The organism is Phocaeicola intestinalis, from assembly GCF_014837065.1.
Classification (GTDB): domain Bacteria; phylum Bacteroidota; class Bacteroidia; order Bacteroidales; family Bacteroidaceae; genus Phocaeicola; species Phocaeicola intestinalis.
Map to the genome: position 1 here is coordinate 1 of NZ_JACSPP010000077.1, position 13,582 is coordinate 13,582.

The 13,582-nt window shown below is 43.3% G+C and carries 15 protein-coding genes; 3 read left to right on the forward strand and 12 right to left on the reverse strand.

Annotation, left to right across the window (positions count from 1 at the left end; translation table 11 throughout):
* Window positions 1-83: 83 nt before the first annotated feature.
* Window positions 84-275, reverse strand: coding sequence for a hypothetical protein (locus H9625_RS15890; RefSeq protein ID WP_191765295.1), 192 nt, complete (start codon window positions 273-275; stop codon window positions 84-86).
* Between the two features lie 155 nt (window positions 276-430).
* On the opposite strand from H9625_RS15890, the gene H9625_RS15895 reads away from it, so the two are divergent.
* Window positions 431-778 carry a helix-turn-helix domain-containing protein gene (locus tag H9625_RS15895; protein WP_140406965.1) on the forward strand — a complete coding sequence of 116 codons (348 nt, stop codon included), beginning with the start codon at window positions 431-433 and terminating at the stop codon, window positions 776-778.
* Window positions 778-1,146 carry a helix-turn-helix domain-containing protein gene (locus tag H9625_RS15900; RefSeq protein ID WP_087250820.1) on the forward strand — a complete coding sequence of 123 codons (369 nt, stop codon included), beginning with the start codon at window positions 778-780 and terminating at the stop codon, window positions 1,144-1,146. Before H9625_RS15895 ends, H9625_RS15900 begins: the two co-directional genes overlap by 1 nt.
* A gap of 661 nt (window positions 1,147-1,807) precedes the next feature.
* Here the strand turns inward: H9625_RS15900 and H9625_RS15905 are convergent.
* The 10 genes from H9625_RS15905 to dnaN all read right to left on the reverse strand — a co-directional run bounded on the left by H9625_RS15905 (window position 1,808) and on the right by dnaN (window position 11,821).
* Entirely contained in the window at window positions 1,808-2,248 is a 441-nt protein-coding gene (locus tag H9625_RS15905; RefSeq protein ID WP_022040499.1) for a hypothetical protein, read from the reverse strand.
* 12 nt (window positions 2,249-2,260) lie between these two features.
* Window positions 2,261-2,626 (reverse strand): hypothetical protein, encoded by a 366-nt coding sequence (locus H9625_RS15910; protein ID WP_191765297.1) that lies wholly within the window; start codon window positions 2,624-2,626, stop codon window positions 2,261-2,263.
* Between the two features lie 51 nt (window positions 2,627-2,677).
* Complete coding sequence (locus H9625_RS15915; RefSeq protein ID WP_087207324.1) at window positions 2,678-3,229, reverse strand: RNA polymerase sigma factor; 552 nt, start codon at window positions 3,227-3,229, stop codon at window positions 2,678-2,680.
* A 74-nt stretch (window positions 3,230-3,303) separates the two neighbouring features.
* Window positions 3,304-4,218 (reverse strand): ribonuclease Z, encoded by a 915-nt coding sequence (locus H9625_RS15920; RefSeq protein WP_087207322.1) that lies wholly within the window; start codon window positions 4,216-4,218, stop codon window positions 3,304-3,306.
* 95 nt (window positions 4,219-4,313) lie between these two features.
* Complete coding sequence (locus H9625_RS15925) at window positions 4,314-6,014, reverse strand: S1 family peptidase (RefSeq protein WP_087207320.1); 1,701 nt, start codon at window positions 6,012-6,014, stop codon at window positions 4,314-4,316.
* A gap of 22 nt (window positions 6,015-6,036) precedes the next feature.
* The gene (gene rlmB / locus H9625_RS15930; protein WP_022040504.1) at window positions 6,037-6,795 is read right to left on the reverse strand and encodes a 23S rRNA (guanosine(2251)-2'-O)-methyltransferase RlmB; all 759 of its coding nucleotides are present in this window, start codon (window positions 6,793-6,795) and stop codon (window positions 6,037-6,039) included.
* A gap of 19 nt (window positions 6,796-6,814) precedes the next feature.
* Window positions 6,815-8,482 (reverse strand): DNA repair protein RecN, encoded by a 1,668-nt coding sequence (gene recN, locus H9625_RS15935; protein ID WP_087250827.1) that lies wholly within the window; start codon window positions 8,480-8,482, stop codon window positions 6,815-6,817.
* A 29-nt stretch (window positions 8,483-8,511) separates the two neighbouring features.
* Entirely contained in the window at window positions 8,512-9,702 is a 1,191-nt protein-coding gene (gene coaBC / locus H9625_RS15940) for a bifunctional phosphopantothenoylcysteine decarboxylase/phosphopantothenate--cysteine ligase CoaBC (protein WP_022040506.1), read from the reverse strand.
* A gap of 97 nt (window positions 9,703-9,799) precedes the next feature.
* Window positions 9,800-10,576, reverse strand: coding sequence for a 3'-5' exonuclease (locus tag H9625_RS15945; protein WP_022040507.1), 777 nt, complete (start codon window positions 10,574-10,576; stop codon window positions 9,800-9,802).
* A gap of 120 nt (window positions 10,577-10,696) precedes the next feature.
* A complete protein-coding gene (gene dnaN / locus H9625_RS15950) occupies window positions 10,697-11,821 on the reverse strand; it encodes a DNA polymerase III subunit beta (protein WP_022040508.1) in 1,125 nt (374 codons plus the stop codon).
* A 139-nt stretch (window positions 11,822-11,960) separates the two neighbouring features.
* On the opposite strand from dnaN, the gene H9625_RS15955 reads away from it, so the two are divergent.
* Window positions 11,961-12,338, forward strand: a complete 378-nt coding sequence (locus tag H9625_RS15955; RefSeq protein ID WP_087207318.1) for a DUF3127 domain-containing protein — start codon at window positions 11,961-11,963, stop codon at window positions 12,336-12,338.
* Window positions 12,339-12,491: 153 nt separating this feature from the next.
* Here H9625_RS15955 and H9625_RS15960 read toward each other — a convergent pair whose 3' ends face one another.
* Entirely contained in the window at window positions 12,492-13,340 is an 849-nt protein-coding gene (locus H9625_RS15960; RefSeq protein ID WP_087406240.1) for an SGNH/GDSL hydrolase family protein, read from the reverse strand.
* Window positions 13,341-13,582: the final 242 nt, after the last annotated feature.

Here is a 13,582-nt window from a genome sequence, read left to right on the forward strand (position 1 = left end):
TATAAAGAAGAGTTGGAGTCACTTCTGACTCTTAAATTCCGGTTGTCTAATTCGCAAACCATTTCTTTTTGACTATATAAAATTCAATCGGTGTCTGCATGTTTATCCTCCTTGATGATTCTTTCAATGGCTTCGCGCTCCAGTTTAGACCAGCTTCCTTTACGCATCTTTGTCATAAAGGTGGGATAAGAGAATCCACATGTTTCAATAACCTTTTTAATGAACTCGGATTTCTGCTTAATCTCGAGTGATGAATAATAGTCAGATATAACCATATATATTACTTTTTAGAGGTTTATTTTTATTACAATCGTATTTATTATTAATTTTATAGTGCAAATGTATAGAAATAAAACCATAAAGTATATTATAATATACCTGTAAATCACTATTAGTATATTAATTTATACTTATTATAAATTAAGAATATATGTTTAAAGGACAGATTATAAGCGATTTAATAGATAAAAGAAGAGCCAAAAAAGTAGACGTTTACACGTATGCAGGTATAACAAAAGCTACTTTAGATAATATCATTAAAGGAATAAGTATACCCAATTGTACTACAATCGAAAAGATCGCAGACTTCTTTGACGTGTCAATAGACGAGTTCTTTGAACGAGAAAAGCACCATTTGAATATAGGACATACAGTTAATGGAAACGGAAACAATGTGAGTGGTGATATTCAACTGCATGAATGCCAAAAAGAGATAGAGCATTTAAAGGAATTGCTTAACGAGAAAGAACGCTTGATTCAAGTTTTAATGAAACGATAATGTATAATGGACAAATAATTAAACAATTATTGGTAGAGAAAAATATACAAAACAAGGAACTTTTAAGTTACCTTGGTACGGAAGCTAACTCTTCTCTCAGCCAAATTGTGAACGGGAATCCCACCGTAAAACGTCTGGAGAAAGTAGCCGACTTTTTTGGAGTATCGATGGATGTGTTCTTTGAACGGGAGAAACCTTTTAAGGCTTATCCATCTACTCATGGAGATAATGAACAGCAATACAAAGAAAAAATTGCATTGCTGGAACGTCTACTTGAAGAAAAAGATAAAAGAATATTGCTCTTAGAGCAAATGAATCAGCTAATTAACTCCGGAGAGAATCGGACTAATTCGGGACAAACCAAATAAAATAATAACTTAATTCGGAAACGTAACAGCTTGAATATCAGAATAGGGAAAGAAGGACAAAGTTTCTGTAGAGTTCGAGTCTCTCTTCCCGTGCAGGAAGTAAGAAGCCACAACTGATGACGTTGTGGCTTTTGTTTTTTATAGACTTGACTTGTAAGAAGCTGTTTTGAATTTATCGCCCAAGGCACACACGGGAATAAATACATCAAGATGAGAAAAACTTTTTGTAGAAATTCAAAACAGTTTGTTAATATGATGTCCGATTGGGGAAGACAGGAAAGGTTGTTTATACTTTGGACGGTATGCAATTGTGCATTTTAATGGAATGCATACTTCCGGTGTCGCTTCTGTTGACAGGGTGTCACGCTGGATTGTAAATCCGTTTCTTCAATTATGCCGGATTATACATCCGGCATGACAAGTAAGCTTTGGTCTTTTCGCAATATAGCTGCATCGCTTGTAAGATTATTAATCTTACAGCGTGAAGATTAATAATCTTTCGGCATGAAGATTAATAATCTTACAAGCAAGATAGCTATGTGGCTTGGATTGTCGGACTAAGCTGATGAGGCTGTCTCAAAATGGTAATTGAGTATCAGAAAGTAATTTCATCCTGAGTGCCTGTTTCTATTTTGAGACAGCCTCTTCTGATTCGTGTAATTTATTTCTTCGGTTTTTTCTCCCTCTCTGGTCTTAACAAATGGCGGTGGAATTTCATTTCCGCCCGCTGGATATCGTATATCTTTTTAGATGAGAGGAATTTCTTATATTTCCGTACGTATTCCAAGTCCAGCTGGTCAATGGTGATTCGGGTTTGTATTACGTCTTCTACGATACGGTTGTATTCTTCTTCGCTTACGTTGGGTTGTTTTCCTTTTCTTATTTCTTGCCAGGCTTCACGGTTATACTTGCTTTTTTTATCTTGCAGTTCGAAGTAGAGTGGAAAAAACTCTTTGGCTTCTTGCGGAGTGAGTCGGGCGTTTTCGGTAATAAACGCTTCTTGCCGTGCACGGAATTCTTCTTTGCTCAATTTGTTTTTCTGCGCATGCATGTATGTGCAGAAGCAGGTAAGAAGAATCATAATCGAAAATAGTTTCTTCATTGAATTGGTCTTTTAGTTATAGATACCGGCATCGGCATCCGTTAAATATTGGTATAGTTCATAATCATCCATCATCGTTTGGTCTACGATTGATTCGATGTATTCATCCGGCATATCGATAAGGTTGTCTGAGTCATCTGCCGATTGGGTAGTGCCTACAAAGGCACGGACAGTGAACATCAGGCCTACGAACATGGCCGCCATGTAAATCCATGGTTTCACACGGTCCCATAACTTGATTTCAGGAAGTGCTTTGACTTCTTTTTCGGGAAGTCGTTCCATCAGGTTTTCGGTAAAATGCTCGAAATATCCTTCCGGTACGGTGAATGGATTTTGTTTCCCGTATTTCTTTTGTAGTTCAAGGTCGTTTTTTTTCATCGTATCATCCCTCCTTCCTTTGTTTATTAGATTGATAATCCGGTACAAGGTTTAATCGTTTTGGTTTAAAAATTCTTCTATTTTTTTCACGGCATGGTGGTAAGAGGCTTTCAGGGCACCTACGCTGGTTCCTAGAATCTCCGACATATCTTCGTATTTCATTTCCTCGAAGTATTTCAGGTTGAACACGATACGTTGCTTTTCCGGTAAGGTTTGTATGGCTTTTTCGAAAAGTAGCTGGGTATGGTCACCATCGAAATAGGGGTCGCTTTCCAACTTGGCAAGTGCTGTTGTTTCGGCTTCATCCAATGAGAGTTGGTTTATGGCACGTTGTTTGTTCAGGAAATTCAGTGATTCATTGATGGCAATGCGGTAAAGCCATGTAGACAGGCGTGCTTCTCCCCGGAAATATTCCAAATTGCTCCATGCCTTGATGAATGTGTTTTGCAAGAGGTCGTTTGTATCATCGTGGGAGAGTACCATACGTCGTATTTGCCAGTACAATGGTTCGCTGTAGTGCCTGACCACTTTCCCGAAAGCTTCCCGTTGCAGCTTTGGGTCTTGTAGCTGGGCAATTATCTCTTCCTCGTTATAGTTATTCATAATGGTGTCTTTGTATATGTTTTTAGATAAAATGAAGTGCCAACGTTTAAATGGGATAAGTTTTTTTAACTTGCCTATAAGTTGATTTGCAGGTTTTCTTGTGCCAATAAGGTTGCAGGGAAAACTTCCTGTGCTTCTTTTAAAAGTTGCTTTTCATCGTCGTACCGTGCCGAAAAATGACCGATGACCAAACGTTTCACTTCTGCATCATGGGCTATTTGGGCAGCCTGACGGGCGGTGGAGTGTTGGGTTTGGCGGGCACGCGTTTCATCGGCATTGACAAATGTGGCTTCATGGAACAGCAGGTCGGCACCGTGTATTTGAGGGATGATACGGGGATAATAGGCGGTATCCGAGCAATAGGCGTATGTGCGTGGCGGGTCGGAAGGTGTGGTAAGCCATTTGTTGGGGATGGTTTCACCGCTGTCCGTGATAAAATCTTCGCCTTCTTTGATGCGGTTTATCATCCATAAGGGTATGCGGTAGAAGTCAATCATATCTCGCCGGATGTGGTTTAGGGTAGGTTTTTCGCGGAACAGGAATCCGCATGTAGGCATACGGTGGCATAAAGGAATGGTTTCTACAGATATGGAACGGTCGTCATAAATAACAGCTTGTTCTTTCGGGTTAAAAGGATGGAAAATGACCTTGTAGCTCATTCCTTTGCAAAAGAATGCGATTTGTGCTTGAAGTAAGGATATCAGGTCGGGATGACTGTAAATGTGCAGGTCGGCAGTACGTTCCAGCATGCCGAATGTAGAAATCAGTCCAATCAGCCCGAAGCAATGGTCGCCATGCAGATGGGAAATGAAAATATGATTCAACCGGCTGAACTTCAGTCGTGAACGGCGCAATTGTACTTGCGTGCCTTCTCCACAGTCTATCATAAAAAGTTTTTCCCGGATATTGACAATTTGTGAGGTGGCTTGGTGACGCATCGTGGGTAGTGCTGACCCGCATCCTAGAATATGTAATTCGAATTTTTCCATACATATTGTTTGTTCACCACAGAAAGACAGGCAAGTGGTATTGGAAAAACCGGAATGTCTTTGTGTCTTTCTGTGGCGGTAACATCAATCTTTGTTTATTTGTATTTTTGCAATAGCCCGTCTGCCACTTCATCTCCCAAGTCTTTGGCTTTTTGTAAGTTGGCCAGGCCTTTATCTTTCTCTTTATTCTGGATTTGTGCATATCCCAGCATACGATAGGCAGGAGCATTTTCGGGATCCATCTTGATGGCACGTGTCAGGGCTTGTATAGCTTCTGCTGCTTGGTTGACTCGAATGTGTATGCCTCCTTTTTCTACCCAATAGGTTACGTTGTTAGGATCAAGTTCAACAGCTTTGTTGATGTCGTTGATAGCTTGCTGATACATACGGCAGTTTAATTCTGCTTGTGAACGGATGAGATGGAATTCGGCAGAAGTTTGTCCCAGCATGGCATCGTAGAAGTCATTATAGTCGGTTACGGCACCCCGATAGTCTTCCATGTCCGATTTGATACGGGCGCGTTCGTACAGGTAGGGGGCTGCATCTTTTCCGTAGGGTTTGGGATAAAAAGCAATGGCGCTGTCCATCAGGGCTATGACTTCTTTCTTGTCGGTTCCTTCTATCAGTTCCTTGGCTTTTGCTGCAGAATAGAAAGTTGCGGCTGAAGCCAGTTTGCTCTTGTTCACCTTGTCGTAAGCAGTATAGGCTTCTGTAAATTTTTGCATGGCAAAATAGATGTCTCCTTGCAGTTGATAATAGATAGGTTCTTGGGTGATGGCTAACGCTTCGTTTATTTCATTGAGGGCATAATCGAATGTCCAGGAAGCATAGGGCTTCTTGTCGCCTATATTCAACTGGTACGAATAGATGAGTTTGGCTATGTTGTAATGTGCTTCGTCTTTTTTCTCGGCCACATCAAGCATTTTTTTCAAGTCTTCAACAGCCAGGGCATAATGAGTATCATCGCCGATATTGATGTAATAAGTAGCACGGCGCAGGTAGCCTTCCATATTATTGGGATATTGGCTGATAAAGTCGTTCAGCAAATCGAAGTATTGGTTGGGGGCATATACGCCGGATGCCATATACAGATAGACCAAAGCCTGCGATTCGTCTTCGGGAAGTCCTTTTTTTATCCCGATGGAGTTGAGGGCAAGGTCATTGACAGAGAGAGCGTTGATAGTTAAGTCGGTCAGATAGCGGATGCCAATGGCAAAACTTTCTTTGCTTTCAGAGTCGTTGTTTTTTTGTATCATGCCTACTACTTGTCCTGCTGCATTCATAATGGGGCAGCTTACGGTTTTTTCTGTAGTCTGCATGGTAAGGGTGTAGTAGTATTGTTGTTCGCCAATGGTATCTACTTTGGCTATAGTGCCTGTTTGTCCTTTTGATGATTTTTGGGTAGAATAGGGAACCAGATACACGGTTTCGCCAGTCGATGAAGGCAATGTGGCTGGTTGCAAAGCCTCGGCTTTCTTGTCAAAATCGGTTTTGAATTTCACTACATCATACATATCGTTTGCACCCATCATGTATTTCACGGGCAGCTCTTTACCGTTTGCGGTGATGATTATGGCACGTTCGGCGCCTTTGAAGAGGCTATAATCGGAAACTCCTGTACCTTGTTCATCGATATAAAATCCGTTTCCGGTGCTCAAAATTTGGCCGTCTTTGGTATAAGTCACGATGGAGAAAACGGCTTTTCTGGCATTTTCTGCCCATTTAGGCAATTCTTGTGCCAACAGGACAGAGAATGGCATAACGAATACAAATAAAATAGCTATAGTTTTTTTCATGTGTGTAAACGGTATATAAAGGTTATTGTTTTTCATTTTCGGCAAATCCGCGCTGTTCTATGGCTTTGTAGATAAGGATGCCTGCAGCTACCGATACATTTAGCGATTCAATGTTTCCGAAAAGTGGAATTTTTACCCATTCGTCACACAAGGCCAGGTTTTCGTAAGAGACTCCTTTATCTTCGGCCCCCATAATGATGCAGGTAGGTGAATGGAAGTCGGCTTTGGTATAATCATAATCTCCTTTTTCGGTAGCTGCTATAATCTTGAATCCACTGTCTTTCAGAAAACGGATGGTTTGTGTCAGGTTGTTTTCGCGGCATACTGGAAGGGTGAGCAGGGCACCAGCCGAAGTCTTTACGGCATCAGCATTTACGCTGACACTGTTTTTGGCGGGTATGATGATAGCGTCTATGCCTGCACACTCGCAAGTACGGGCAATGGCGCCGAAGTTACGCACATCGGTTACGCCATCCAACATGATGAACAATGGTGTTTTTCCTTGTTCGAAAAGATACGGTACAAGGTCTTCCGTACGCTGGTATGCAACAGGCGAGATGAATGCTACCACTCCCTGATGATTTTTCCGGGTAATGCGGTTGATGCGTTCCACAGGTACGCGTTGTACTGGAATATCTGTTTGCTTCAGTATGGCAAACAATTCTTTTGCTACTTCACCTTGCATGTCTTTTTTTATCAATACTTTATCAATCTCTTTTCCGGCTTGTATGGCTTCGATGACCGCCCGTACGCCGAATATCATTTCATTTTTTTCTATCATAAAATCAATGTTTTATTAGTTATTGGTTTTCCAGTAAGGCACGTGCATTGTTTAATGCGGCTTCTGTCAGTACACTTCCACTCAGCATGTGTGCGATTTCTTTGACCCGTTCTTCCGGTGTAAGCCGGTGTATGTAACTGTTGGTGCCTGTTTCTGTATCTTTTTTATATACTTTATAGTGTGTTGTGCCTCGTGCCGCAATTTGAGGCAGGTGAGTAATGCTGATTACCTGCCGGTTCTGGCGTCCCATATCGCGCATGATAAGTGCCATTTTTTCAGCTATCGAGCCTGATACGCCTGTATCTATTTCGTCGAAAATGATAGTAGGCAGCTTTACAGCTCCGGCTATCATTGCTTTGAGCGAAAGCATGACACGGGCTATTTCTCCTCCCGAAGCTACCGAAGCAACGTTTTGCAATGCCCCGTTTTTGTTGGCAGAGAAGAGGAACGTTACGTTGTCCAGTCCATTAAGGTCGGGCTCTTTACGCGAAGTCAGCTCTACGGCAAAACGTACGTTGGGCATACCCAGTGGTATTAAGAGTTTTTTCATCTGTTCTTCGATATGATGTGCCGACTTTGTACGGAGATTGGTCAGCTGGCGGGCTTGTTCCAATACCTTATTATATAAGGCCTCTTTCTGTTGGTTGAGTTCAGCTATTCGTTCGTCGAACGATGAAATGTCATTCAGTTGATGGCGGTAATTTTCTGCAAGTTCCAACAAGGCTTCGATAGTCGTTACCCGATGTTTTTGCTGAAGATTGTATATCAGGTTCAGCCGTTCGTTTACATAATCCAGCCGTTCGGGGTTGAATTCTGTTTCTGCTTCTGCTACCGAGAGATCGTGTGCGATGTCTTTCAGTTCGATGTAGCAGCTTCTCAGACGTTCTACCCATTCGGATGCCGAAGGATATACATTGGAAATGTTTTGTAATGCCTGTTGGCAGTCTTTGGTCTGTGAGAGGATACCATTTGCTTCGGTACCGTCTATCAGCTGTTGGGCTTTGTAAAGGTTTGCTTTGATTTCTTCGGTGTGGCTTAAGGTTTCGGCCTCCTGCTCCAGTTCTGTTTGTTCGCCAGAATGGAGGCTGGCTTCTTCCAGTTGTTCCAGCTGGAAACGCAGATAGTCTTCGTCTTGCCTGCTTTTTTCTGCTTGTATAATCAGTTCCTCCAGTGTGTTGCTTATATCTTTATAGTGCCGGTAGACCTGTTTGTATGCTTCCAGTTGTTTTTCATCTTGTGCCAGAATATCCAGGATATTCAGTTGGAATCCTTCTTTATTGAGCAGCAGGTTCTGGTGTTGGCTATGGACGTCTATCAGTTTTTCACCCAAAGCTTTCATCTGGTTCAGTGAGGCTGGAGAGTCGTTGATGAATGCCCGGCTTTTTCCGCTGGCATATACTTCACGTCTGAGGATACATTCTTCAGGGTCATATTCCAAGTCGAGTTCTTGAAAAAATGCTTCCAGTCCGTATGAAGCAATGCAGAAGCGTGCTTCCACAATGCATTTGGAAGTTCCGTTTTTGATGGCTTTCACATCGGCACGTTGGCCCAACAGCAGTCCGATAGCCCCAAGGATGATGGATTTTCCTGCTCCGGTTTCACCGGTGATAACCGAAAAACCTGGTGTGAAATCAATATCCAGCTTGTCGATCAACGCATAATTCTGTATGTGAATAGACTGTAACATAATGTAGTCTTCGGGTTTGTCTGTAAGAATTATAAGATTGCACTTAATTTGTCGATAATGTCGCTTGCCACTTCGTGTTTGTCTTTCAGTGGATAGGGGGTGATTCCCGATTCGTCGAGAATGGTTATCTTGTTGGTGTCACATCTGAATCCGGCTCCGGCATCATTCAGCGAGTTCAGTACGATAAAGTCGAAATTTTTCCGTTTCCGTTTTTCTTGGGCGTGTATCTGTTCGTCATACGTTTCCAAAGCAAATCCTACCAGTCGTTGGTCCGGACGTTTTATCTTTCCTAAAGCAGCGGCAATGTCTTGGGTAGGTTTCAGACGGACAATCAGGTCCTCTCCTTCGCGCTTGATTTTGTTGGAGGCTACAGTTTCGGGGGTGAAGTCTGCTACCGCTGCACACAAGATACCTGCATTGGCTTGTGGATAAATACGGATAGCAGCTTGATACATTTGCTCGGCACTTTCCACATCAATGCGCCGGATAGCAGGATGCTGTACCTGGAGAGCGACTGGTCCGCTGATGAGGGTAACATCTGCACCCCGTCTGGCACATGCTTCAGCCAGTGCGTATCCCATTTTCCCTGAAGAATAGTTTCCGATGAACCGTACTGGGTCTATCTTTTCATACGTAGGGCCTGCTGTTATCAGGATGTGTTTGCCTTTCAAGTCTTCGGCCCGGGCAAAAAATGTTTCCAGTACTTCTACTATCTTTTCGGGTTCTTCCATACGTCCTTTGCCTACAAGGTGGCTTGCCAGTTCGCCCGAAGCGGGTTCGATAATGTGGTTTCCATACGAACGCAGGATGTCGAGGTTGTGGCGGGTAGACGGGTGAGCGAACATATCAAGGTCCATAGCCGGAGCGATGAATACCGGAGCTTTCATTGACAAATAAGTGGTGACCAGCATATTGTCAGCTATCCCGTGTGCCATTTTTCCGATGGTGGAAGCCGTGGCAGGTGCAATGAGCATTGCATCAGCCCATAGCCCAAGGTCAACATGACTATGCCATGTCCCGTCGCGTTGTGCGAAGAACTCGCTGATGACCGGTTTGCCGGTCAGTGCCGAGAGTGTGATGGGAGTGATAAATTCTTTTCCTGCGGGAGTGATGACAATCTGCACTTCTGCTCCTTTTTTTATCAATGCACGGGTCAGTACTGCCGCTTTATAAGCAGCAATGCTTCCCGTTATGCCTAATACAATTTTTTTGCCTTTCATATTTTTAAGTAGACTAGATGTTAGGTACCGGTTGGCCAGATTTTATAATAAGATAAAATAATCTGGCATCTGGTGTCTAAAACCTGATACTTGAATATTATTTTACCAGTCCGCTTTCGCGCAATTTGATTTTTGTCAATACATTTTTGGTGTTCAGCGTGAAATCGCCATTCATCATCCAGCCGAAATAACCGGGATCGCGTTTCAGAACATCTGATACAGGCATTCCTTTGTATTTACCGAAATTGAATACTTCCACTCCTTTATCATCGTACACGATGCGTCCCGCAAAGTCTACGTTTTTGCTGTATGTAGAGTATTCAGAAAGAAACGCAACATCGTTCTGTAATACTTCCGGATAGCGATCCAACTGTGCCTTCAGCACTTCATAGGTAGCACGTGTGTCGGCTTCGGCGGTGTGTGCATCCTCCAGGTTTTTGCCGCAATAGAATTTATAGGCAGCCGAGAGTGTGCGTTGTTCCAGTTTGTGGTAGATGACCTGCACGTCAATGAATTTCCGCCGGCTCAGGTCGATATCGATGCCTGCACGCAAGAACTCTTCTACCAGTACCGGTACATCGAATCGGTTTGAGTTGAATCCGGCTATATCGGCACCTTCGATAGACCGGGCCAGTTCTTTGGCTATCTGTTTGAAGGTAGGACAGTCTGCTACATCCTCATCGTGGATGCCATGGATGGCAGTCGATGCTTCGGGAATGTGCATTTCAGGGTTGATGCGCATCGTTTTACTTTCTTCGTTGCCGTTGGGATATACTTTTAGGTAGCATATTTCCACGATACGGTCGGTATTAATATTGGTTCCGGTTGTTTCCAAGTCGAAAAACACTATCGGATTCTTTAGGTTCAGTTTCATTCGGATTCTTTTATGAATTGTCTATATCATGTGGCTTAAGAGTTAAAAACAATTGGATGTCTATGTTTTATTATGCTGATGTCATAAACGGGACTATTGGTTTTAAACTCTTGTTATCGCTTAGTCATTCAGCATCATCGGCATCAACAACATCAGCAGGTCTTCGTTTTCACTTTGTTCTTCGGGTACAATTACTCCCGCGCGTGAAGGGTCTGCAAGTTCTATCACTACGTTGGTCGAAGGTATGTTGTTCAGGATATCAATCAGGAATGATGATTTGAATCCGATACTCATGTCATTTCCCTCGTACTGGCACATCAAGGTCTCTTCGGCAGAGGTCGAAAAATCAATGTCTTGTGCCGAGATTTTCATCTGGTTGGTCGAGAGGTTGAGCTTGATGAGGCTACTGGCTTGTGACGAGAATACAGATACACGGCGCAAAGCACTGATAAGCGAGCTACGGTCGATAACGGCCTTGTGCGGATTGTTTTGTGGGATAACCGAATTGTAATTGGGGTAGCGTCCTTCTATCAGCCGGCATACCATTTGGTAATTTTCCAGGATGAATGTTGCGTTGCGGTCGTCGAAACCTATCTGGACATCACCCTGTTCTTTCGTTAGCAGGTTTTTGAGCAGATTGGCAGGTTTCTTGGGCAGGATAAAAGCTGCTTTTTCCGAACCGTGTGCTTCATAGGTCTTGTTGCGTACCAGCTTATGTCCGTCGGAAGCAACCAGTGTGATATCCTCGGATGTGATGTCGAAATAGATACCGTTCATTACCGGGCGCAATTCATCATCAGCAGTGGCAAAGATACAGCGGTTTACTCCGTCCAGCAGGACGTTGGCAGGAATAGTGAGTTGTACAGCATTGTTTCCCAATGCTTGCGGTTTCGGATACTCATCGGCATTCTGTCCCATCAGACTGTACTTCCCGTTTTGGTATTGCACCGTTATTTCCAGATTTTCAGGGTTGATGGCAAACGAGAGCGGCTGTTCAGGAATTTCCTTCAATGCTTCCAGTAGTGTACGCGATGATACGGCAAAGCGTCCGTCTCCGTCAAATTCATTCACTTCAATCGAGGTAGAAAGTGTGGTTTCATTATCTGATGCGGTCATCGACAGTGTCCCGTCGTGCAACTCGAGCAAAAAGCAGTCCAGAATTGGCAATGAGTTTTTCGAATTGATAACACGGCTGATAGCCTGCAAATGACTGAATAAGCTTGTACTTGAAACAATAAATTTCATATTTGTATGTTTTATCCTTATTTTTATTTTATCAGCCAAAGTTACGAAAAGATTGTAGATGCATCGCAAAAAGTATCTAAAAAATTAGTTTACTTGTGTAGAAAAACGTATTTTCGTAGCCAAATTTAAAAATGAAAATATGGAATTAGCAGGAAAAGTAATTGCCGTTCTCGAACCGAAGAGCGGTACTTCCAGAAATGGAAACGAATGGATGGTACAGGAGTATGTCATTGAAACACACGACCAATATCCCCGCCGGATGTGTTTTGACGTGTTTGGTGCCGACAAGATACAGCAGTTTGCTATTAAGATAGGTGAAGAACTAAACGTTTCGTTCGACATTGATGCACGCGAATGGCAAGGACGTTGGTTTAACAGTATCCGTGCATGGAAAGTGGAACGTGTAAGTGCACCACAACCTATGCAACCCGAAGCTCCATTCCCGCCGATAGGTGCTGCTCCGGCTGCTCCTGTAGACTTTTCGGCAGGTGATGAAAAAGATGATTTGCCTTTTTAATGCTGCATACAGAGTCAGGAATGAGATAGAGTTATAGGGAGTTAAAGGCTAATGCCTTGTATGTCTGTTTTATAAGGCATTGGCTTTCGACTCCCTGACAAAGCCGTAATTCCTGCGACACATGAATGTTTTTCACTTCTGGCCGCATTCTTTTTAGAAGTTTGCCGGGTATGCCAGCAGCTGGTAAGCAAGTGCTTTTGCCATACGGTAGTGTCCGTTAGCGTTCGGGTGCAGGCGGTCGGTCTGTGCATCGTGGAAGTATGGAGCATGTTCGTCCAGCAAAGGATACAGCCCGCTGATGCTGTTCAGGTCGATAACGGGTACTGCCCATACGTTGGCAGCTTCTTTTACAACGTTCACATATTCGTCTACATACAATCCCAGTTTGTTGGGAAACGATTCTTCGGGTTGGATGTTTTCCTTGCTGAATCTTGCTTGGGCACGGTGGATGGGGGTCAGCAGGATAATTTGTTTCATTGGGAAATTTTTCTTCAGGTATAGCATTGCTTCGTTGATTCTTCCGCGGAACGTGTGCGGGTTGGGTGCTGCATGTCGTTTCTTGCGCACTTCTTTTGTTCCGCCTTTTACGGTTGTTTCTTCGTAAGTATATGTATACCATTCTCCTAAAGGTATGCCGGCGTTGTAGTCGTTTGTGCCGCAAAATACGATGATGGCATCCACGTTATCACCGGCTTCCGCCTTCAGCCGTTCGGCTTGTTTCAGAATACCGTTCCATTGGTTGCCGTTGATGCCATATACCAGCGGTGTAAGTCCCAGCATTTCGGCAAGGTATTGCCAGTAGTTCTTGGTAGTTCCTACGTGTTTCTTGTCGGTAATGGAATCGCCTAAAAAAGCCACTTTTTTCCCTTTCCATTGGTTCTCGCTTACCGTGGTTATGGTGTCAGATACGGTGCTTTGTTGCCATAAGGATGCAGGGCATGGCAGAGCCTGCGATGAAAGCAATAGTGCGGCTAAGGTATAAGAGGTTATTTTATCGGTCATCGGTGTTGTCGTTTTTTTGAGTGTTATGTCTGGTTGCAAAGATAATTCCTTTCTTTCAGCTGGCAATGGATTCGGAAAAAGTGTTCGCAGAAAAATGCAGATATCTTCATGGGCGATTCCAGTTAACTGCTACAGCTCATGAAGATATCTGAAACGGCAAAGTAATAAGTAACTAATCAAAATTAAGCAGCATTATGTTTAAGTTTAATTCCCAAGGTATCCCCGACAGCCGCCAATGCCCT

Bases quoted from the DNA above. Each gene is read 5' to 3' on its own strand.
- H9625_RS15890 (WP_191765295.1), bottom strand. From the start codon at position 275: ATGGTTATATCTGACTATTATTCATCACTCGAGATTAAGCAGAAATCC.
- H9625_RS15895 (WP_140406965.1), top strand. From the start codon at position 431: ATGTTTAAAGGACAGATTATAAGCGATTTAATAGATAAAAGAAGAGCC.
- H9625_RS15900 (WP_087250820.1), top strand. From the start codon at position 778: ATGTATAATGGACAAATAATTAAACAATTATTGGTAGAGAAAAATATA.
- H9625_RS15905 (WP_022040499.1), bottom strand. From the start codon at position 2,248: ATGAAGAAACTATTTTCGATTATGATTCTTCTTACCTGCTTCTGCACA.
- H9625_RS15910 (WP_191765297.1), bottom strand. From the start codon at position 2,626: ATGAAAAAAAACGACCTTGAACTACAAAAGAAATACGGGAAACAAAAT.
- H9625_RS15915 (WP_087207324.1), bottom strand. From the start codon at position 3,229: ATGAATAACTATAACGAGGAAGAGATAATTGCCCAGCTACAAGACCCA.
- H9625_RS15920 (WP_087207322.1), bottom strand. From the start codon at position 4,218: ATGGAAAAATTCGAATTACATATTCTAGGATGCGGGTCAGCACTACCC.
- H9625_RS15925 (WP_087207320.1), bottom strand. From the start codon at position 6,014: ATGAAAAAAACTATAGCTATTTTATTTGTATTCGTTATGCCATTCTCT.
- rlmB (WP_022040504.1), bottom strand. From the start codon at position 6,795: ATGATAGAAAAAAATGAAATGATATTCGGCGTACGGGCGGTCATCGAA.
- recN (WP_087250827.1), bottom strand. From the start codon at position 8,482: ATGTTACAGTCTATTCACATACAGAATTATGCGTTGATCGACAAGCTG.
- coaBC (WP_022040506.1), bottom strand. From the start codon at position 9,702: ATGAAAGGCAAAAAAATTGTATTAGGCATAACGGGAAGCATTGCTGCT.
- H9625_RS15945 (WP_022040507.1), bottom strand. From the start codon at position 10,576: ATGAAACTGAACCTAAAGAATCCGATAGTGTTTTTCGACTTGGAAACA.
- dnaN (WP_022040508.1), bottom strand. From the start codon at position 11,821: ATGAAATTTATTGTTTCAAGTACAAGCTTATTCAGTCATTTGCAGGCT.
- H9625_RS15955 (WP_087207318.1), top strand. From the start codon at position 11,961: ATGGAATTAGCAGGAAAAGTAATTGCCGTTCTCGAACCGAAGAGCGGT.
- H9625_RS15960 (WP_087406240.1), bottom strand. From the start codon at position 13,340: ATGACCGATAAAATAACCTCTTATACCTTAGCCGCACTATTGCTTTCA.